The sequence below is a fragment of the Gehongia tenuis genome (genome assembly GCF_014384795.1).
In the GTDB taxonomy this organism is placed as follows: domain Bacteria; phylum Bacillota; class Clostridia; order Christensenellales; family NSJ-53; genus Gehongia; species Gehongia tenuis.
Genome location: NZ_JACRSR010000005.1, coordinates 38970 through 59878, shown reverse-complemented (window position 1 = coordinate 59878; position 20909 = coordinate 38970). Strand labels below are relative to the sequence as shown.

Here is a 20909-nt window from a genome sequence, read left to right as displayed (position 1 = left end):
ATCGCTTTCGGGGAAGATGTTTTTGAACCAAGAACCTTGAGAACCTCAAAAACTTGGTATTTTTTATGGAAAGGATCAGCGCGGATGCAATCCATTTGGATCGAAAAAAGTGTGCCCCTGGAAGGTAAAGTCGTCGTCAGTTCCGCGAAAAACGCGGTGCTGCCCATCATGGCGGCGACGCTTCTGACCGGGGAAACCTGCACCATACATAAGATGCCCCGATTGTCCGATGTTCAGGCCATGGTGGAGGTACTGAATCATCTTGGAAGCCAGACCCATATGAAATATGATACCCTTACCGCCCGGTGTGAAGGTCTGGTAACGGAGGAAGCGCCCTATGAAGCCATGCGGCGTCTACGAGCATCGGTCCTGGTGATGGGCCCGCTGCTGGCCAGATTTGGCAAAGCCCGGCTGCCGCTGCCCGGGGGATGCAACATTGGCGTTCGCCCGGTGGATCTGCATCTCAAGGGATTTCGCGCCCTGGGTGCGGAGATCACGCTGGGCAACGGATACGTAACCGCCACGGCACCCCGGCTCACCGGCGCCAGGATCTATCTGGACTTCCCCAGTGTGGGCGCCACGGAAAATCTGCTCATGGCAGCATGCCTGGCCAAAGGCACCACCATCCTGGAGAATGCCGCGAAGGAGCCGGAAATCATGGATCTGGGAGAGATGCTGATGGCCATGGGCGCCAAGATCAAAGGCCTGGGAAGCGACTTTTTGATCATCGAAGGGGCGCGTCAGCTTTCGGGCGTGGAATATACGCCCATTCCCGATCGAGTGGAAGCGGGTACCTTCATGGTGGGCGCGGCCATGACCGGCGGCAATGTGCTTCTCCAGAACGTTCGCTGCGCCCATCTGAGGCCTGTCTTAGCCAAGCTTCGGGAGGCGGGCGCCACCATCACCGAATATCCCAAGTCCCTTCGAATCAAGGGCAGTCCAAAGATCCATTCGGTGGACATCAAATCCCTGCCGTATCCTGGGTTTCCCACGGATATGCAGCCCCAGATGATGGCGCTATGCTGCCTCGGGGATGGTACCAGCGTGATCACCGAGACGGTCTTTGAGAATCGATTCCTTCATGTTGGCGAGCTGAAGCGGATGGGCGCCGATATACTGATCGATGACAGGAGCGCCGTCGTAAAGGGCGTGTCCCAGCTTCAGGGGACGAAGGTGGAGGCCCCCGATCTTCGAGCGGGTGCAGCCCTCATTCTTGCGGGTCTGGCTGCAAAGGGCGTTACCCAGATCATGGGCCTTGAACATATCGACCGGGGCTACGACCGGCTGGAGGAGAAACTGCGCAGTCTGGGCGCATCCATTGAGCGTCGGGACGCATGAAGCCGGACCATTCCCGCATAGTCTAATAAAAAGACTGGGATGGGATGTGCGAAAATGACGAGACGGCGTCGCAGGCAGAAAAAGAGAATGGCTTGGACCGTGGGAGGCGCGGCAGGCCTTCTTATGCTTTTGGTGGGTTTTCCCATGCTTCTCGGGGCAGGCCAGAGCGTGGACAAACCCAGCGTCACACCGGGCATTCAGGTGGAGAACAGCGCAGCGCCTATGAAAGCTCAAGGTGCTGTGCCGGAAACGATCAAGGTTTATGATCACAACAGTGGTTCGATTGTGGAGATGGGGCTCGACGATTATGTGTGCGGCGTGGTATCGGCAGAGATGCCCGCTTCCTATGAACTGGAAGCCCTCAAAGCCCAAGCTGTGGCGGCGAGAACCCTGGCCGTCAAGAAATCCACCGCCCAGGGGGGCGATGGCTGTGTCAAGCATCCTGGCGCGGACGTATGCACCGAATTTGGCCATTGCCAGGATTATAAGACGGCGGATAACCTCAAAAAGGATTGGGGCGGAGCCTATGAAACCTACGCTGCCAAGATTCACGAGGCAGTTTTTTCCACGGAGGGACAGATTCTGACCTACGATGGCAGGCCCATCCAGGTCTTCTATCACGCCGTGAGTGGCGGAAAGACGGAGGATGCCCAGGCGGTCTTCGGCGCATCCTATCCCTATCTCAAAAGCGTGTCCAGCACCGGCGAAGAAAAATCTCAAAACTACGACCGGACACTCACCTTCACCAACGAGAAATTTATCAGCACCTTCAAGAAAAGCTACGGCAAAGCCAAGCTCAGCGCTGGAAAACTATCGAGCCAGGTGAAGATTCTGTCTTACACGGAAGGCGGCCGGGTGGATACCATCGAGGTGGGCGGCGTTGCGGTGAAGGGGACGGATTTTCGCACGGTGTTTGATTTGCCCTCGGCCCAGTTTGATCTGAGCTTTACCGATGGAGCGGTAAAGATTCATTGTATTGGTTACGGCCACGGCGTGGGCATGAGCCAGACGGGTGCCAACAGCATGGCGCAGAACGGCCAGGATTATAGGGCCATTTTAACCCATTATTACGGGGGAGCGGAGATCAGCCAGCTAAATTGATGGGCTCAAGTATGAAATAAAAGCAAACGGTCAAAATATCACCTAGGAGGTGATATTTTTAATGAGCAACAGATATAGGAACGGTTCCAATCGCGGCCAGGATGGGCAGAAAAAGAGCTTCAAGGATTTTATGAAGGGAAAGGGCGTATACGTCTTTGTCTTTGCCTGCCTCGCCCTTGCGGGCGCTACCGCCTTGGTGGCAACCGGCCTTCAGGGCGACAAGCAGCAGGCCCAGGCGACGCCCGCGCCCTCGGAAGGCAGTCAGCAGGTGGAATACCTGCCCGATTTGAACCAAAGCATCGCTGATGCAGAGCAGGAACGCAATCAAGCGGTGGAGGATCTCAAGGCGACGCCCGAACCCACAGCTGCGCCTCAGCCCACGGAGACAGCTAAGCCCGTCAATGAGCTGCAGCTTTCAAAACCTGTGGAGGGCGAATTTGGACAAACCTACTCCAAGGACCAGCTAAGATATTCGAAAACGTTGGACCAGTGGACCACCCACCAAGGTCTGGATATCAAAGCGGAGGAGGGCACCAAGGTGTGCGCAGCTCTTGCCGGTGAAGTGACCGACGTCAAGGAAGATGGTTTCTACGGCAACGTGGTGATCATTGATCACGGCAATGATGTAAGAACGGTCTACGCCTGCCTTGCCGCCACCAACACTGTGAAGGTGGGGGACAAGGTGGAAAAAGGCCAGCAGATCGGCGCCGTAGGAACCAGCGCCATGATTGAATCGGAAGAGGGCCCGCACCTGCATTTCGAGGTCTGGAAAGGGGACGCTTCCCAGGACCCCGCCACCACATTCCCAACGAAATAAGCTAAAAAGCGAACCAGATAGGTTCGCTTTTTTAATTTCCGCAAGGCCCTGCGCCATTCTCAAATAAGAGTATCCAGCAGAACACCCGTTTCATCGAAACGCCATGAATACGGATCTGAAACCGCTTCCATCATGGGATGATTTCTGACCTCTGGAAGCAGATTTTCCGAGACTTCGACGAGCTCCATATCCAGGGTATTTCTTAGATGCATCATGCGGACCTTTCGTTTATCGAGCACATTGGATGTCTTGACAGCGGCCTGAATGGCCAATCGGTCACTGCCCAGCACCATGGGCATCTTGGCGCTCTGCACCACCGTGGAGGTCAGACAGTTGGCGTAGGCCTGGTCAGGAATAAACTTATCCTGAACCCGCTTCGTGGTGAAGTCCACGATGCCAATACCTGTGCCATTCCCATGGGACACATCGGTCAGATCCAGCACGGCCATCTTGGTGATGGTGGGCCCGCCATAACAGTAGGGCGTGTGATAACGTCCCACCACGTTGGTGTCCATACCGGTTCCGCTGATGTTCTTGCCAATCTCATCAATGATGAGAACATCAAGTTCATCAAAATAGATGCGGGGCAGCAGAGTTTTAGCCCGCTCCAGCAGTCCTGGTTCCTCGCGTTCGATCTCATTTTTGCCCAGCACGGTGATCTCACAGATCTCGTGATAGGGATTCTCCAAGGTGCCTACCGCAAAAAGGACGTTCTCCTTGGACAGGGAGACCCGGCCGATAGCGGGGATGTTTTCCGCCATTTTGCCAAAGCCAAGCTCATGGCACATGGCAGCTCCCTTCTGCTTGCCCAGCCCTATGGTGATCATCTTCATGAGGCCGCTTTCAAATTGACCTCGGAAAGCCACATGGGGTTTGATTCGGTTGATGATCACTATACCGTCGGCCTCGTGAGCCAGGGCATCAAAATACACGGGCAGCCCGTTGGCCGATTCGCCCAGACATACGGTATCCATGGTGGCACGCACGGGAACGCCCATGGTCTTTTCTGATACACCCAGGCCTGCCAGCATGGCAATCTGTCCCTCCGCCGTTGCCCCGCCGTGGCTGCCCATAGCTGGAATGATAAAGGGAATGGCGCCGGCCGCTTTCAAGGCATCCACCGTTGTCCTGACCAGCAGGGGGAGATCCGTGATGCCGCGGCTGCCTACACCCACGGCGATGGACATGCCCGGCCAGATAGCGGTCAGGGCGGGATGGGCCTTGATTCTGGATTCGAGGGTTTTGGCCACGTTCTCTATCCTGGGACGTTCAAAGGTTTGCTTCACCTTGACCATCCGAGGTATGGGCATGGGATCTAAAATTTGTTCAATGGTTCCCATAACGCACCTCAAAGCTGAATGGCGACGCGGAGACATTCTGGACTGGTTGCGGCAAGATCGAAGCCCTGCTCCCAATCCTTCAGCGGGAAGGTGTGGGTGACCAGTTCATCCAGTTTGACCGCACCCGTTTCCACCAGATGGATGGCTGTTTTCCAATCGTAGGGCACCTGGGAGATTTCGCCGTGAACATCGATTTCCTTGACAATGATCTTGTAGGTGTCCACCGGCGCAACGATGCCGCCGCGAATGCCGCCGCCGGCCCAGAGAACCTTACCGCCCTTGCGCACAATGTCCAAGGACTCGTCGATGGGCTCCACCGATCCGGTGTTCTCCAGCACCGCATCCACACCGATGCCGCCGGTAATCTCCGCAATGCGCTGGCGAACGTCTTCCTTCTCACCGTTGATCACGTAATCGCAGCCCAGTTTTTTGGCCATGGCAAGGCGGGTGGGGACATCCCGCTCCAAACCGGTCATGATGATGGGACCAGCGCCGATGGCTTTGCATACCTGCATCATCAAAAGACCGCGGGCACCGGGACCCAGGATGGCCACCGACTCACCGGCCTTGATGCCCATACGGGTAATGACACTGTGAATGGAACCGGCAGTGGGCTCCATCAAAACGGCGGATTTGGGATCGATGGAATCGGGAAGCTTGTGGAGCTGCCATTCCGGCCAGACGGTATATTTGGCAAAACCGCCGCCAGTCACGAAGTGGGCGCGGCCCTCCATTGGGGGAATGGTGTTGCAGATATTGAACCGGCCTTCAAGGCAGGCGGGACAGCGCCCACAGTAGAAGGTAACAATCTCATGGACAACACGGTCTCCGGGTTTTACCGTGGTGACCTCCTTGCCGACGGCTTTGACAACGCTGACGATTTCATGGCCCACAACTACTTTATGAGGAGACGTTTTCACACCCGTTTTATCCGATTTCCACCGATGAATATCGCTGCCGCAGATGCCGCAGTATTCCACCTCGCAAAGAACATCGTGGGGCGCATAAGGATTTTCGCCGATTTTAGGCACAGAAACGGTCTCGAGCTGAATATCACCATTGGGATAGGCAACCAGGCCTTGCATGGTTTCCATGGTACATGACCTCCTCAAACATTTTATTTTGGCTACAAACATCATAGCACTATCCTTCAAATAAGTAAACGTTTTATTGTTGATGAATTAAAAAACCTCTCCATTGGAGAGGTTTTTCAGCATTAGTCGTTGGTAATAAACAGGATGCCGATGGTGCCTGGTCCGCAATGGCTGGAGATAACCGATCCTGCACGGGTGATATGGACGTTTTCAAAACGCTTATCCGCCTTGAGACGTTCCGCAAAATATTCGGCGTCCCCATCGCTGGCGGTGTGGGTTACGAAGATGCGGTGGGGGTCGATGCGGTCCAGCAAGGGCGTCACTTTGTTGCGATAATAGGTATCCAGACAGCGCCTGCGTTTGCCCTTGATCTTATCGGCTACCGTCATTTTTCCGTTCACCACATCGATCTGGGGATGCAGTTTGAGCACCGATCCCGCCACGGCCTGCACCGTGGAACAGCGGCCGCCCTTATGCAGATATTCCATGGTGTCGATAACAAAGCTGCTGTTGACCCGGGGGATGAACGCCTTTAGAGCTTCCACCACCTCGGCACCGCTCATACCCGCCTGCGCCAGCTCCGCGGCTTTGAGCACGACATGGCCCACACCCGTGGAGAGATTTTTGGAATCCACCACGTAGGCACGGTCCCAGCCCTTGCCGCTCACATAGGTGCAGGCGTTCTGATAGGTGGCGGACAGATCGGAGGAGATACAGATGAAAATGACATCGTAGCCCTCCTCATACCAGGGCGCCAAATGTTCCTCGAAATCCAGATAGGAGATGGAGGCGGTTTTGGGAAGAACCTTATATTCGCTCACCAGTTCAAAGAGTTTGTCCTGATCGATTTCCGTTCGATCCTTATAGTCCCGTCCGCCAATATTTACATAGAGGGGAAGAATGGAAATATCAAAAGCCTTTACTAAATCATCGCTAAGATCACAGGTACTATCCGCAATAATCTTTACTTTTGCCATTGGACAGAGATCACCTCAATTTTACAAAGATAAAACCAGTATAAAGGCTGAAAGATAGGGTGTCAATTTTAAATTTGTAGAAAAAAACAAGCCCGCAAATGCGGACTTGTTTTTGTTTGTGTTGCTTACTTCACGTTCTCAATCATGAAGAGCATCTTCACACCAGCACACTCGAAGCCGGTCATCGGAGGCACGTTTTCAGGATTGTTATCCTCGGTCGGCCAGCCGGTCCACACGGTCTCGTTGATGGTGTAGAAGCGCAGCGGACGATACATGAGGGGGATGATCGGAATGTCACGGAGGTAGATCTTATCCAGCTCGGTGTACAGTTCCTTCAACTTGGCCTCGTCCTCGGTAGCGGACATCTCAGCGATGATCTCGCTAGCGCGGTCGTCCTTGTAACGGTTGAAGTTCTCAAAAGCCTGCTCGCCCACAGCGGGGGTGCTGCTGCCGTCCATGATGAACTTGCAGCGAGCCCACGGCTGAGAGGGATCCATGTAGGAACCAGGACGCTGCATGATGATATCAAACTCACCAGTCTGCGAATGGTTCAGCCACACAGCCTGCTCAGGCAGCTCAGCGCCAGCATCGATACCCACAGCCTTCAGGCTCTGAGCAACGATCTCAAGGGAAGCAGTCCAGTCAGAGAAGGACTTCGGGCACTCCAGCTTCCAGGGACCCAAACGGGTGCCATCGGGAAGCACGCGGATACCGTCGGAACCCTTCTCAGCGCCCAGACCATCGAGGATCTCGTTGGCCTTGGCTTCGTCGTAGGTCCAGCGGAGGGATTCAAGCTCCTCGTCCACGTTCAGCCACTTATCCTGCTCCTGAGGAAGCAGCAAAGAGGGAACGATGTCCTCGGAGTAACCGCTCATCGCAAGCTCGATAACCTTGGGGTAGTTGATGGCGTAGGCGATAGCACGACGCACATCAGCATTGTTCAGACCGGGCTTCTCCATGTTGATGAACAGCATGGGGATGGTGCCAGGAATGTGATAGGGGAGCTCGTTCAGGTAGCAGCGGATGGGGGAACCATCCTCCCACATCTCCCAAACCTGGGGAATGAAGCACTCGGTGATGTCGATTTCGTCGTTCTGGAAAGCGGTGTTGGCACCAGCGTTATCCTTGTAGAGGATATGGGTGACATACTTAGGAGCGGGAAGAGCACCAAACATGGACTCGTCCTGGCCCCAGTAGTTGTCGTCACGGACGCAAACCACGCGGGTGTCATCGTAGTACATGATCTTGTAGGGGCCGGTGCCGATGGGATCAAAGTTCTCCCACTGACGCAGCTCAGCCTCTTCCATCTCGGCAGCCTTGGCTTCCCAGATGTGCTTGGGCAGCATGGACACACGGCTGATCTGGCGAAGAGCCATGTTCTTGTTGCCGCCTTCGATCAACTTGAACTCAACGGTGTAGTCGTCCACAGCCGTGATGCTCTCGAAGATCTGCCAAGCGTCGGACCACCAGATGGAGTAGGTTTTGCCCATCTCAAAGGTGTACACAACATCCGCAGAGGTGAAGGGCTCGCCATCGCTGAACTTAGCGTTCTCGTTGAGCTTCACGGTGAGAACATCACCATCGAAGTTGAACTCGGTGCCCAGGTAGGGCTCCAGGCTGGCAGCGCCACCCTCGGGGTTCATCATGTTGTACATGAACAGCGTCTCATACACGAACGTACGGTCGCCACCAGCACCACTCATGGGGAACACGGAGGTACCGGAGATGGGGTTGAAGTTGGTGGGGGGAGCCCACAACAAACCGCCCACATACAGGGTCTCCTCACGAGGGGTCGTGCCATTCGTCAGACCAGCATTAGCGTCGTTGTCTTTGCCGTCATCCTTGTTATCCGCAGCAGCAGAATCCTTGGGAGCACTGGCATCACCAGGAGCGGGAGTTCCTTCGGAACCGCCGCCGCAACCGGCGAGCAGGCTACCCAACAGAGCTACTGCGAAAACCAGGCACAGCAGTTTTTTCAGGTTACCTTTCATGTAGATCCTCCTTTTGAATTGTTTATAGCAATGGCCCAATTGCCATGGCTTTCAACAATCACTTCATGAACACGGGAAAGACTCTATTTATTTTTTAAAGTACCCATGGTCACGAATTTGCGTGATCATTTACAAATGAGATTTTAATACATGCGAGACAAGAATACAAGCAAATTTGCATTTTGTAATTTAAAATTAAGATTCCCCATATCGATTTATAATTTATAACAATATTTTAAATATAATAGACTCATAAAATAATTATAAACTATATCATGAACACCGAAACCAATAAAGTTCACAAATTATTTACTTTTTAAACGATTTTCATAGTAAAACACTTGACAATTTTTAGAAGCTGTGAAAGGCGGGATACAAAAAATGGACCCGCCGAAGCGGGTCCACTTATAGAATGAAAGGGAACTACTTTTTCAGTTCGATGGTATAAAGCGCTCTCACAGCAGCACCATCAAAACCGGTGAAGGGCGGAATATCGGGATCGTTGTCCTCGGTGGGCCAATTGGTCCAGGTTCCTTCATACACCGTGTAGAAACGATAGGGCCGGTACATGAGCGTGATCTGAGGAATATCCTTGAGATAGAGCTTATCCAGTTCGGTATAGAGCTCCTTCATCTTGGCATTGTCCTCCGTGACGGACAGTTCCTTGATGATTTCGGTGGCACGATCGTTGCTGTAACGGTTGGGGTTGGTGAAAGCCTGCTCACCGATAGCCGGCACACCGGAGATGTCCATGATGTACTGGCAGCGGGCCCACGGCTGAGAGGGATCAACATAGAAGGCGGGACGGTCCATGATCATGTCGAACTCGCCCATCTGTTTATGATTGGTCACCTGAGCGGACTCGGGCAGCTCGGACCCCACATCAAAGCCGACTTCCTTCAAATTCTGGGCCACGATTTCAAGAGCGGCGGTCCAGTCGGAGAATCCCTTCGGGCATTCCAGTTTCCAGAAGCCAAGACGGGTACCGTCGGGCAGTACGCGGACGCCGTCGGCACCGGGTTCGGCGCCCAGTCCATCCAGAATTTCAACGGCCTTTTCCTTATCATAGGTCCAGCGGAGAGATTTCATCTCCTCGTCCTCATTCAGCCACTGCTCCATCTCCTGGGGCAGCATCAAGGAGGGCACGATATCCTGGGAATAACCGCTCATGGCCAATTCACTGATCCGAGGATAATTGATGGCATAAGCGATGGCGCGCCGTACATCGGGGTTGTTCAGGCCGGGCTTTTCAAGATTGAAAACCAGGGTAACCAGCACGGCGGGTACATGGTAGGGGGAGTCGTTGAGATAGGTCTTGACGGGCGCGCCGTCCTCCCACAGCTGCCAGACCTGGGGCAGGAAGGATTCGGTGATGTCCAGTTCGCCATTGGCAAAGGCGGTGTTGATGCCGGCGTTGTCGTTCCAGCGAAGAACGGTGATGTACTTGGGAGCGGGCAGCTTGCCAAACATGGAAGCATCCTGGCCCCAGTATTCATCGTTACGCAGGCAAACGATGCGGGTATCATCATAATACAGTACGGTATAGGGACCGGTGCCGATGGGATCAAAGTTCTCGTAGGCACGGATTTCGGCCTCTTCCATTTCCTGCGTCAGGGGCTCCCAGATATGTTTGGGCATCATGGGAACACGGCCCAGCTGGCGAATGGCCATCAGCTTGTTGCCGCCTTCGATCATGGTCAGCACCAGGGTATGGTCATCCTTTGCTTCAACCTTATCAAAGATATCAGCAGCCGAGGACCAAGGAATGCTGTAATCGGAACCAAGCTGGAAGGAGAAAGCGGCGTCCTCCGCCGTGAAAGCCTCGCCGTCACTAAACTTGGCGGCGGGGTTCAGCTTAACGATAAGATCGTTGCCCTCCCAGGAGAATTCAGTTCCCAGAAGAGGCTCAAGACCATTGGTACCATTATCGGTAGCCATCAGGTTGTACATGAACAGCGGCTCATAAATCAAAATCTTGCTGCCGTCACCGCTGTTGGTGGGGAAAACACCCGTACTGGACATGGGGTTGAAGTTGGCTGGCGGGCCCCACATGAGACCGCCCATGTACAAAGTCTCTTCCCGGGGGGTGATGCCGTTTTCAAGGCCGCCCGCTGCACCGGAAGCATCCTTGTCATCTTCTTTGCCGTCATCGGTGGTTGCAGAATCCTTGGGTGCGTCAGCACTGGCGGAAGGTGCAGGCGTTTCTTTGGAATCGCCGCCGCAGCCGGCCATAAGGCTGCCCAGTAGTGCGATAGCAAAGATGAGGCAAAGTATTTTTCTAAGCTTTCCTTTCATGATCGATCCTCCTCAAAATAATGATGATATATAGCAAAAAAGCTATAACAAAATAAGGCCTCCGACAAGGCGGTATGAAAAAGAAATCGTATTCACATTTTTCGTTCAAATCGGCCAGTAATTCTTAATCTTTACGTTACAACAATATCCATTTCAAACAACAATAAAAAATAAACGATGCCCTGAAAAATCAGGAAAAATAAAGAGTGATAGAAAAAAAGATAAGGCTGTTAAGAAAGTCGTTTTGAGAAAAGGAGACGTTTTCGTCTGTTGGGATCATTATAATCAATTGAATTGGAAATTTCAAGAGGGAATTGGAAAAAATAATGCTTAAGCATCACTTTTTCTTCAATTTGCCGGTCAGGAATTCATATTGACATTTGAGTTGGGATAGAATAGGATAAAACTGAGGATTAAAACAAATGTTTTAAAAATGTGTTGGGATGTGATGCTGTGGAACGATTAGCTTCGTTTATTGTGGGGCATAAGAAGCTTATTCTTATCGTGTTCGTGGTATTGGCAGTCATCGGCGCGCTTTTAATGCCGCTGGTCCAGGTCAATTATGACATGTCCTTGTATTTGCCGGAGGACACGGCAACCAAGAGGAACATGGAGATTGTGGAGCATGAATTCGGTCTTGCCGGTTCGGCACAGGTGATGCTCTCCAATGTGGAGATCGTCGATGTGCTGCAGCTGAAGAAGACCATTCAGCAGGTTGATGGTGTGAAAAGCGTGATGTGGCTGGATGATCTGGTGGACATCCATCAGCCGCTCGAGTACCTTGATCCATCCACCGTGGAAAATTATTATAAGGATAAAACCGCCTTTCTTGTGCTGGAATTTGAAGAGGACGATTACAGCAGCAGGACCTATCAGGCTTTGGATGAGATCCGAACCATCGTGGGCGAGGATGCGGCCATAGCGGGTTCCTCCGTCATTAACAAGGTGATGCTGCAAACCTCCGATTCTCAAACGCTGATGCTTACCTTGGCGGTGATACCGCTTATTCTTGTCGTGCTCATCTTCGCCACCCATTCCTGGTTTGAGCCGGTAATCTTTTTGATGACCATTGGCATATCGGTGGTGATCAATCTGGGCACCAACTGCTTTTTCAGCAACATATCCTTTCTCACCAATTCCACGGCGGCGCTGCTGCAGTTTGCTATTTCCATGGACTATGCCATCTTCCTGCTTCACCGCTTCACGCGGGAGCGAAAGACGGGCATCGATGTGGAGGAGGCCATGAAACGGGCCATCGTGGGTTCGGTACGTTCGGTGACGTCCAGTGCGCTGACGACGGTGGCTGGATTTGCCGCTTTCCTGTTTATGCGTTATGAACTCGGTGCCGATCTCGGTCTCATTCTGGCCAAGGGCATCGTCCTCAGTTTGATCAGCGTATTCCTGTTGCTGCCGGTGCTGGCCCTTTATTTTGATAAGCTCATCCTCAGGACCCAGCACCGCAATCTCCTGCCGCCCTTTGGCGGCTGGGGAAAGTGGACGGTGAAGCTGCGCTACGGAGCCGTCATTATGCTGTTGCTGGTGGTGCCCGTGTTCTTAGCCCAAACCTCCAACAGCTTCCAGTATGGCCAGGAAGCCGTGGCCGCCAATCCGGGCAGCCCATCGGCGGAGGACAAGATCAGGATTGAGGAAACTTTTGGGGCCTACAATCCGATGATGGTGCTGGTGCCCAAGGGAAATGTGGCCAAACAGGCGGCTTTGGCAGACGCCCTTGAGAGCATACCCGGCGTGCGGGAGGTGCAGGCTTTGGTCAAGGTGGCCGATCCCGCTCTGCCCCAGGAGATGCTGCCCAGCGCGGCGGTGGAGCAGTTTGAATCGGAAAACTATAGCCGTATGGTGGTTGTTTTGAATACGGCGGAGGAGTCGACGGAAGCCTTTGCTGCGGTGGATGCCATTGATGCAAAGGTGAGCGAGATCTATGGCGATGAAGGGCTGGTCCTCGGCTCATCCATGAGCGTCTCGGACATCAAGACGGTGGTGGATAAGGACTATGTGACCGTTACCTATGTGTCCATCGGTGCGGTTCTGCTGATCCTGCTTTTGGCCTTCCGGTCTCTGTCTCTGCCCATCATCCTGGTCTTTGTTATTGAGCTGTCCATCTGGGTGAACATGTCCGTTCCTTACTTCATGGGCGATCCTATGAATTTCATCGGCTATCTCATCGTGAGCGCCATTCAGTTGGGAGCGACCATCGATTACGCCATCCTGCTCACCGATCATTATCTGGATCATCGGAAACGGCTGAGCAAGAAGGAGGCCATGGTGGAGGCCATGAGACAGGCCGGGCCTTCCATTTTCACCTCCTGTCTCATCTTAACCATTGCCGGCGTCCTGGTGGGTACGGTTTCCCAGGTGCAGGGCGTATCCCAAATGGGCTGGCTATTGGGCAGAGGAGCCTTTTTAAGTGGACTGTTTGTACTCATCTTATTGCCTCAGCTGTTGGTGCTGCTGGATAAAGTGGTGATGAAGACCACTTTTCGAGGAAAGAAAAGCCGGATCAAGGCCGGGAAGGAGCATGTGGGATGAAAAAATGGATGAAGTGGACGGCGACGCTGTCGGCGCTGTTGATGGGTTTCGTTTTGACGGGCACGGTTCAGGCCGCCGGCGAGGATGCCGTGACCAAGGATGAAACGATTTATGTTAACTTAAAAAACGATGGGTCTGTGGATCAAATCAATGCCGTTCAGGCCTTTGAAGCCAAGAACCCAGGGAAATATGTGGATTATGGTACCTATGGTGAGATCAAGAATCTCAGCGACGGTACTCAGCCCGTGGTGGAGGATGGCACAGTTATCTGGGACTTGTCCCAGGGACAGGACCGATTCTATTATCAAGGAAGCCTTCCCAATAAGGTCTTGCCTTGGGAGGTAAAAATCGCCTATACTTTAGATGGGGAGAGCCTATCTGCGGAGGAACTGGCCGGCGCCAGTGGCAAGGTGGGTATTCATTTGGAAGTGATCCCGCGGGAGGATGCGGGGGAATACTTCAAGTCCTTTATGGTGCAGCTTTCCGTACCGCTGAAGCTGGACCGGGTCTCGGCGGTGGACGCTCCCGGCGCCACCTCCGCCATTGCAGGCGGCACTCAAACGCTTTCCTATGCCGTGTTGGCCGGCGGTTCTGGAAGCTTTGACATCACCATGGATGCCCATGACTTTGAAATGGATGCCATGCAAATCACCGCTATTTCTTCCGATATGGCCGCCTCTTTTGACAGCGACGAGCTGGTGAAAAACTTCAATGACCTCTCCGGCGGTTTGGAGGAGATGATCTCCGGCACCAGTCAGCTTCGGGACGGCTTGAGTCAACTGGCGGGCGGCATCAGTGAGGCCAAGAGCGGTTTGGACCGGTTGGAAAGCGGAACGTCCGGCCTGAAACAGGGCCAGAATGATTTTCGCCAGAGGCTCGTTGATTTCATCGCCAATATTCAAAAGATGAATAACGGTTCCCAGGCTGTTAACGATGGACTGAAAGCCCTTTCAGATCAAGGTGATACGTTGCTCGGCGGCTATCGGGACCTGGCCGATGGTTTGTCTCAAGCCTCTCTCGACGAGGCACAGCTTGCCCAGATTCAGCAACTGGCTGGTCTTGCGGGCAGCGCCGATCCCGGTGAGGCACAGCTTGGGCAGCTTGCCCAAATCATTCTGGATCAGAATGGTGCTCTTGGTAGCGCCCAATCCGGGCTCAGCGATCTCAACAGCGGTCTTGGAGAGTATACCGGTGGAGTCGGGCAGGCGGCCGGTCAATATCAGGAGTTTGCCAGCGGCATGGACCAGTTGGCCCAGGGTGCGCCCGCCCTGCTGGATGGCTTTGACCGAATGCGAAAGGGCAATGAGAAGGTCTACAGTGCGCTCGGCACGCTCCGAGACGGCCTGGCCAGTTTAAACAGCGGTGCAGCATCCTTGCCGGATGAAGTCCAAAAGCTGATCGACGGCCAAAAGGAAATGAAGGACGGAGTGGATGAGGGCACACAAACCGTGGATGAGCTGTTGAACGGTGGGAACGACGTAAAGCCCGTATCCTTTGTGGATGAGCGAGGCAGGGTGTCCAGCGTACAGTTTGTGATGCGCACCGGGAGCATTCAAAAGGCTGAAGCACAGGTGGAACCGGAGGAAGAGGAGAAGGCGCCCACCAGCTTTTGGGGACGGCTTGTCGATCTGTTTAAGTAAAATAAAAAGGGTAGGTTTGCAATGGATGGTTATGAAGAAAAGCGCAGGCTGCTTTTTCAAAAGGCATTGGAGCTCTTTGAGAAGACCGGAAATGTGACGATTCGCCAGTTGGCCCAGGAGGCCAACATGAACATTTCCGCAGTGAACTACTATTATAGGAACAAAGAAAATCTGGTCAAGGATATTCAGGCCTATATCATGGATTCCCTGGTCAGCATGACGGCGGAGGCGGATAAGCTGGACGTTTCTCCCCGGGAGAAACTGGAAGCACTGTTGAAAAATTTTATGGATTACCTGATCGCAAGTCCTGGTGTGGCAAGGTTTTTGTACTCCATCTTGGGCAAGCAGGATGAACTTTCAGTGAACATGCTGTGGGATGCCATCGACGGTCCCACCCCTATCTTTTGCATGAGGATGATCCGGGAAGAAACGGGCATTGAGAATCCTGCAATACTGTTCCACCGCTATCTTGCGGCCATGTGCAGCCTCATCCCATCGGCGGCCTTCGGCATGATGGGCGGTTTGCTGGAAGCCCAGATGTCGGATCGATTTAAAGTGTTGTTCCCTGTGGGTGGCGGCGGCAATATTCATGAATTTGTGGATGCCTACATGAATTCTCTCATGGTTATGCTGCTGGCGCCGCAGTAGGAGGTGCGCGTGCCCATCGTGCCCATGCTGCAGAAACATGCGAAGGTCATAGCCCGGTGGCGGTACGATGGGATCTATGCCGTCTACAACGCGCCGCAAAGAAGGGCACCGCTGGACGGTACGGCCTTTGTTTGGCTGGACAGCGATGGCCGGATCGCGGGTCACTTTTCCTTCGGTCAGGATGGCCGGATTCCCACCGCAGAAAATTTTGAGTACACCAGCGACCATCTGGACATCGGCCTCGGATTGCGGCCCGATCTGTGCGGAAAAGGTCTGGGTCCATTCTTTGTATCCATGTGTATGGAGTACGGACGCAAGGCCTTTGGGCAGGATAAGTTTCGCCTGTCGGTGGCAGCTTTCAATCAAAGAGCGGTGAAGGTCTATCTAAAAGCGGGGTTTTCGGTCACAGGCCAAGTCACCCATGCCCAAAGTGAAGAGAAGTTTTATATTATGACGGTATAAAAAAAGAGCCGGCCCAGCCGGCTCTTTCCTTTTATTCTTTGATTTCGAAACAGTCCATACAATTTTGAAGAAATCCGGGCCGTTTCAATCGATCTTGAAGCTGGTTTTTCCACGTTTCCGGGTCCAGAAGCTCTTCGGAGGAAATATCCCAGTTGCGCATAAGGTCCATGCGGGCCACCCGATAGGTAACATCACTGAAGGAAAACTCCACGCCGTTGACATTGCGGATCAATGAGAAGATGGCGGCTGCATTGTAGACCAAGGCCTGGTGGAGCTTTTCTTCCTTATAGTCCGACGAGGAAGCTTCATAGTGAACCTGGACCCAAAGATGCTCGGAATCGAGTTCAAGGCTGACGGGGACATCGGCAAGGGGAAGGCGGTAGAGCAATTGGCTGATATTGGGCGCATCCCCCATATAGTCACTTTTGTAGGGCAGGATGGAGCCGAGATCATGGGTCAAAGGGTCCTTTTGCGCCTTATTATAAGCTTCGGTACGGGCGTCCTGGGCGGGGATTATATAGGCATAGACGATGGCGGTTAAAAGAATGGCCGCCGCGGCCAAAAGAATGATCACACGGTTTCTTTGCTGAACGGTCATGGGCTCACCTCATATCTATAAAGAAATCGAACCGCTGCCCGCACCCCCAGAGGAATGATGATGGTGAAGCAGGGCAGAATGAAATCGGCTGCAAGCAGTGCGGCCTGATAGGGGCCATCAATGACGATGGGATAGCCGAACCAGAGACTGCTGACGAATCGGGTGGCGATCACAGTGAGAAATACTGCGGCAATAAACAGTCCCCATATCCGCCAGGTCCATTTTTGAATTCGAAGCATGGTCTTAAGCTGAATAGTCGAAGTATTGGCTGAATAAGCGCTTACATTTCTGCTCCTGAAAATGAAATAGAGCACGGCCAGCACCAGGGATAGGCAGATGAGAACGAATCCTATAAATGAGCCCGTCCGCATTACGGCCAAGGGTATGGACGCGATCCAGGCGATCAATGTATACATGAGCAGGGTCTGCGTCAATTCCATACGAAAGGGCCAGATACGCACTTTGATCTCGTCCTCCACAAGATCGGCCACCGATGTGATGCTGGCTTTGGCCTCGGCCAGCGCTGCGTCCGGATCAATCCCTTCCGCAACCAGGTCCTCCAACTTGGCCCGAAGATTGCTGAGCACCTCCTCCTTAAGATCCCTGATCCTCGGGGAGTCTCCATAATCTGAAAATAGATGTGCCACATATTTCTGCAATGGATCCATGTCCTTCACCTCATCTTTCAATTAAGCGGCTGATTAACGCCCGGGCTGTTTGCCATTCCTCCAAAGCCTTTGCAAAAAGAATTCTTCCCGATGGCGTAATCCGATAGTATTTTCGCCGGCCCCCCTGGCTCTCGTCGCCCCAATAGCTTTCGATGAGCCCCTGTTTTTCCAGCCGTTTGAGGCTGGTATACAAGGAGGGCTCCTTGAGCTCATACTGCCCATCGCTCAAAAGGCGGATCGCTTTGATGATCTCATAGCCGTAGTTGTCTTCATCCATCAGGACCCGCAGAATAATGGTGTCAATATGGCCGCGTATGAGATCGCTGCTGATGCCATCCATAATTTCACCTCGCTCAGGTGCATTATACCGCAATGTACTATGTGTGTCAATGTAATATTTGTAGAATAGCAATTTCGCACCAGTATAAATTTCCGGCGTAGGTTCAAAATAGGAGAAATGGAGGGTTAGTATGGCTTGGTTTGGAAAATCAAAGGAACAGGAGAAACTGACGTTTCAGGCGTTTATCGATATTTTGGGCGCCAACAATCAGGACGTGGTGATCCGGGAGATCAATGTCTCCGGAGATCCCCGTTTCAAGGCCCATATCTGTTTTGTAGACGGCCTGGTGAACTATCAGGCGCTCAGCGAATCGGTGCTGAAGCCTTTTCAGCAGGAGCTGGTCTTCGATGAGATAAAGGATCCACACGAGCTTTTCACGGCCATGATGGAGGGGGCTGTGTATCATACCTTTGCTAAACGCCGCAACACCATGGACGATATTTTGACGGATGTGCTCGGCGGTTCCATGGCTCTTTTTCTGGAGAAGGTGACGGACGAGGTACTGACCTTTGAGGCCCGAAGCTTTCCCACCCGGTCGGTGGAGCAGCCCTCCGATGAAAATGTGCTCAAGGGCTCCAAAAGCGGATTCGTGGAATCCATTCGCAGCAACACGGTGCAGATTCGCCGCAAGATTCAATCGCCCAACCTCAGATTGGAGGCGGGCAAGATTGGCCAGCGCACCCATACCTCCCTGGTTATCTGTTACATCGAAGGACTGACCAATCCCAAACTGGTGCAGACGGTGCGGGAGCGCCTGGCCGCCATCGACGTGGACGGCGTGCTTACCACGGCAGTGATTGAGGAAAACATTGTGGAGCACAAATATCTGCCCTTTCCCCAGGTGATGATCACCGAGCGGCCGGACAACTTCTGCGGCAAACTTCTGGATGGGCAGGTGGGCATCATCATCGATGAGCTGCCCACGGCCTTTATCGTGCCCGGTACCATGACCCAATTCATTCGGGCCCCCGAGGATTACGCCAACAATTTCTGGATTGCCAGCATGATCATCCTGCTGCGCTATTTGGCCATCTTTGTAACGCTGCTTTTTCCCGCGTTTTACATCGCGCTGACCACCTTCCATCAGGAGATGATCCCAACGGAACTGGCCATATCCATCATGAAAAGCAAAATGGGGGTGCCCTTTCCATCCTTTGCCGAAGTGATCTTGATGCTGCTTGCCTTCGATATGCTGATGGAAGCTGGGCTTCGGCTGCCGCAGAACATGGGGCAGACGGTATCCATTGTGGGTGCGCTCATTGTGGGTCAGGCAGCGGTGGACGCCCAGATCGTTTCGCCGGCCATGGTGATCGTGATTGCCACCACCGCTATCACAAGCTTCGTCATTCCCAACCAGGATTTTACCAATGCCCTTCGCCTTTGGAGATTTATCTTTGTGGTCCTCGCTTCCCTGGGGGGGCTGATGCTGCTGTTCTTCGGCGTTTTGGTGCTGTTCTATATCCTTTGTACTGTAGAGTCCTTTGGCGTGCCCTACCTTTCGCCCTATGTAGCGGCCAACAGCGAGGAGATCATTCCGGATACCATGATCCGGCTTCCCATATGGATGCAGAAGTTCAGGCCAAGGGCCTTCAACGCGCAGGATAAACGCAAACAAAAATAGGAGGCGGACCCATGAAACGTTGGATAGCGCTGGCTGTAACCCTGATACTGGGATGCGTATTGACCGGCTGCGGCAGCTCTCGAATACTGCCTGTGCGCCGGGAGATCAATGAAATTGAAATGGTTCGGGCCCTGGGTCTGGATCAGGGCAGTGAAAATGCGGGCAATATCCGCATCACGGCTTCCATTGATAAGCTGGGCGGCACGACGGAATCGGAAACCTCGAGCAAAGGAGAAGGCGGTGGAGGCGGAGGCGGCACGGGCAACGTGGTGGTGATGAGCCGGGAGGCGGCCACCGTGGCCAATGGCATGAACGAGATGCAGTTTGGTGTGGATTATACCATCTTTTGGGGCCACATGGGATTTATTATCTTTGGTGAGGACGCAGCCCGGGAGGGCATTGCCAAATATATCGATGCTTTGGCACGGAACAACGAGCTTAGACTGAATTCCAACGTCTTTGTGGCGGAGGGGATAAGTGCCGAGGAATTGATGAATAAAACCAAGGAAAGCGATTCGGTTCTGGCCGATCAGCTGCAGGCCCTGATTACCAGTGCTGAGGCCCTCAGCACCGGCGCACCCGTGGATCTCCTCGGTCTTGTTAACATGCTGGATAACCCTTCCACGGCCGGGGTGGTGCCCATCCTCGCTCTGGAAGAAGAGGATGGGAAACCGGTGGTGGTCATCAAAGGTTATGGAGTGATCAAGGACGATAAGCTGGTGGATACGATTGAGACCCCCGATTCCTATGGCGTTGCCATCCTGCGCAACAGGATGAATGAACACATCGTGGAGGTTGAACTTGAGGACGGCAATCGGGTGGCCCTCGAATTGCTGGAGTCCGCCTGCAAGGTCAGACCGGTCTTTGAAGGTGAGGAGCTCAGGGAAATCGTCTTTGAAGTCCATTTCACCACGAATGTCACTGAAATTCAGTCCCAGGTCGAATTCACTGAAGACCTTTTATCGGAACTGGCCAAGCTCCAATCCGACCAGGTCAAGGGACAGCTGGAGGAGCTTATCGGCCGTGCTCAGGATCTGAAGGCCGATTTTTTGGGCGCGGGACAGGCGCTGGAGGCCCAGCACCCCTTGCGCTGGAGGAAGATGAAAGACGATTGGAATGAAACCTTCGGAGCAATTCCCATCCGCGTGGAAATCGAATCCAAGGTAAACCGGACCTATAACATCCGGGAACCGAATGGAGAGGGGCGGTAAGCCATGACAACGACAAGCTTGGCGGTCATTATATTCGTTGCACTGATAGGCGCCTTTTATGATTTTTCCATGATGAAAAAGGGCAATGCGAAGACGGTGGACAAGGTGGTTTACAGCGCCTTGATGCTCCTTGCCGTCCTGATTGGCATCATCTATGTGCAGGATGTATATCAGCCCAGCGTATCCGAGCATCTGTTCAATTTACTTGGGATCAAGGGGTGAAG

At 53.3% G+C, this 20909-nt stretch carries 18 protein-coding genes; 10 read left to right on the top strand and 8 right to left on the bottom strand.

What is annotated here, in order from left to right; genetic code table 11:
* Positions 1–84 precede the first annotated feature (84 nt).
* The 3 genes from murA to H8696_RS10215 all read left to right on the top strand — a co-directional run bounded on the left by murA (position 85) and on the right by H8696_RS10215 (position 3256).
* Positions 85–1338, top strand: coding sequence for a UDP-N-acetylglucosamine 1-carboxyvinyltransferase (gene murA / locus H8696_RS10225; protein ID WP_249317332.1), 1254 nt, complete (start codon positions 85–87; stop codon positions 1336–1338).
* Between the two features lie 54 nt (positions 1339–1392).
* Positions 1393–2439, top strand: coding sequence for a stage II sporulation protein D (spoIID, locus tag H8696_RS10220; protein ID WP_249317331.1), 1047 nt, complete (start codon positions 1393–1395; stop codon positions 2437–2439).
* A gap of 61 nt (positions 2440–2500) precedes the next feature.
* Positions 2501–3256 carry a M23 family metallopeptidase gene (locus tag H8696_RS10215; RefSeq protein WP_249317330.1) on the top strand — a complete coding sequence of 252 codons (756 nt, stop codon included), beginning with the start codon at positions 2501–2503 and terminating at the stop codon, positions 3254–3256.
* Between the two features lie 59 nt (positions 3257–3315).
* On the opposite strand, the gene H8696_RS10210 is transcribed toward H8696_RS10215, so the two are convergent.
* The 5 genes from H8696_RS10210 to H8696_RS10190 form a co-directional block, all read right to left on the bottom strand.
* Positions 3316–4596, bottom strand: a complete 1281-nt coding sequence (locus tag H8696_RS10210) for a nickel pincer cofactor-dependent isomerase, group 22 (RefSeq protein ID WP_249317329.1) — start codon at positions 4594–4596, stop codon at positions 3316–3318.
* An 8-nt stretch (positions 4597–4604) separates the two neighbouring features.
* The gene (locus H8696_RS10205; RefSeq protein ID WP_249317328.1) at positions 4605–5690 is read right to left on the bottom strand and encodes a zinc-dependent alcohol dehydrogenase; all 1086 of its coding nucleotides are present in this window, start codon (positions 5688–5690) and stop codon (positions 4605–4607) included.
* Positions 5691–5812: 122 nt separating this feature from the next.
* Positions 5813–6667: a DegV family protein gene (locus tag H8696_RS10200; RefSeq protein ID WP_249317327.1), complete on the bottom strand. Its 855-nt coding sequence runs from the start codon at positions 6665–6667 to the stop codon at positions 5813–5815.
* A gap of 125 nt (positions 6668–6792) precedes the next feature.
* Complete coding sequence (locus H8696_RS10195) at positions 6793–8658, bottom strand: ABC transporter substrate-binding protein (RefSeq protein ID WP_249317326.1); 1866 nt, start codon at positions 8656–8658, stop codon at positions 6793–6795.
* Between the two features lie 423 nt (positions 8659–9081).
* Positions 9082–10953 (bottom strand): ABC transporter substrate-binding protein, encoded by a 1872-nt coding sequence (locus H8696_RS10190; protein ID WP_249317325.1) that lies wholly within the window; start codon positions 10951–10953, stop codon positions 9082–9084.
* 453 nt (positions 10954–11406) lie between these two features.
* Here H8696_RS10190 and H8696_RS10185 point away from each other — a divergent pair, with 453 nt between their 5' ends.
* From H8696_RS10185 to H8696_RS10170, 4 genes are read left to right on the top strand one after another with little or no spacing between them, the layout of a single operon-like run.
* A complete protein-coding gene (locus tag H8696_RS10185) occupies positions 11407–13497 on the top strand; it encodes an efflux RND transporter permease subunit (RefSeq protein ID WP_249317324.1) in 2091 nt (696 codons plus the stop codon).
* On the top strand, positions 13494–15137 hold the full coding sequence (locus H8696_RS10180) for a YhgE/Pip domain-containing protein (protein WP_249317323.1): 1644 nt from the start codon (positions 13494–13496) through the stop codon (positions 15135–15137). Before H8696_RS10185 ends, H8696_RS10180 begins: the two co-directional genes overlap by 4 nt.
* Before the next feature lie 21 nt (positions 15138–15158).
* Positions 15159–15785 carry a TetR/AcrR family transcriptional regulator gene (locus H8696_RS10175; protein WP_249317322.1) on the top strand — a complete coding sequence of 209 codons (627 nt, stop codon included), beginning with the start codon at positions 15159–15161 and terminating at the stop codon, positions 15783–15785.
* A gap of 9 nt (positions 15786–15794) precedes the next feature.
* Positions 15795–16247: a GNAT family N-acetyltransferase gene (locus tag H8696_RS10170; protein WP_249317321.1), complete on the top strand. Its 453-nt coding sequence runs from the start codon at positions 15795–15797 to the stop codon at positions 16245–16247.
* A 31-nt stretch (positions 16248–16278) separates the two neighbouring features.
* Here the strand turns inward: H8696_RS10170 and H8696_RS10165 are convergent, their stop codons facing one another.
* Genes H8696_RS10165 through H8696_RS10155 form a run of 3 tightly spaced genes read right to left on the bottom strand, consistent with a single transcriptional unit; the run spans position 16279 to position 17853 of the window.
* The gene (locus tag H8696_RS10165) at positions 16279–16845 is read right to left on the bottom strand and encodes a DUF4825 domain-containing protein (protein ID WP_249317320.1); all 567 of its coding nucleotides are present in this window, start codon (positions 16843–16845) and stop codon (positions 16279–16281) included.
* Complete coding sequence (locus tag H8696_RS10160; protein ID WP_249317319.1) at positions 16842–17513, bottom strand: permease prefix domain 1-containing protein; 672 nt, start codon at positions 17511–17513, stop codon at positions 16842–16844. The genes H8696_RS10165 and H8696_RS10160 overlap by 4 nt, the downstream gene beginning before the upstream one ends.
* Before the next feature lie 10 nt (positions 17514–17523).
* Positions 17524–17853: a PadR family transcriptional regulator gene (locus H8696_RS10155; protein ID WP_249317318.1), complete on the bottom strand. Its 330-nt coding sequence runs from the start codon at positions 17851–17853 to the stop codon at positions 17524–17526.
* Between the two features lie 130 nt (positions 17854–17983).
* Here H8696_RS10155 and H8696_RS10150 point away from each other — a divergent pair, with 130 nt between their 5' ends.
* The 3 genes from H8696_RS10150 to H8696_RS10140 are packed head-to-tail and all read left to right on the top strand — an operon-like array spanning position 17984 to position 20907.
* Positions 17984–19474: a spore germination protein gene (locus H8696_RS10150; RefSeq protein ID WP_249317317.1), complete on the top strand. Its 1491-nt coding sequence runs from the start codon at positions 17984–17986 to the stop codon at positions 19472–19474.
* A gap of 11 nt (positions 19475–19485) precedes the next feature.
* Positions 19486–20685 (top strand): Ger(x)C family spore germination protein, encoded by a 1200-nt coding sequence (locus H8696_RS10145; protein ID WP_249317316.1) that lies wholly within the window; start codon positions 19486–19488, stop codon positions 20683–20685.
* Positions 20686–20688: 3 nt separating this feature from the next.
* On the top strand, positions 20689–20907 hold the full coding sequence (locus tag H8696_RS10140; RefSeq protein WP_249317315.1) for a hypothetical protein: 219 nt from the start codon (positions 20689–20691) through the stop codon (positions 20905–20907).
* Positions 20908–20909: the final 2 nt, after the last annotated feature.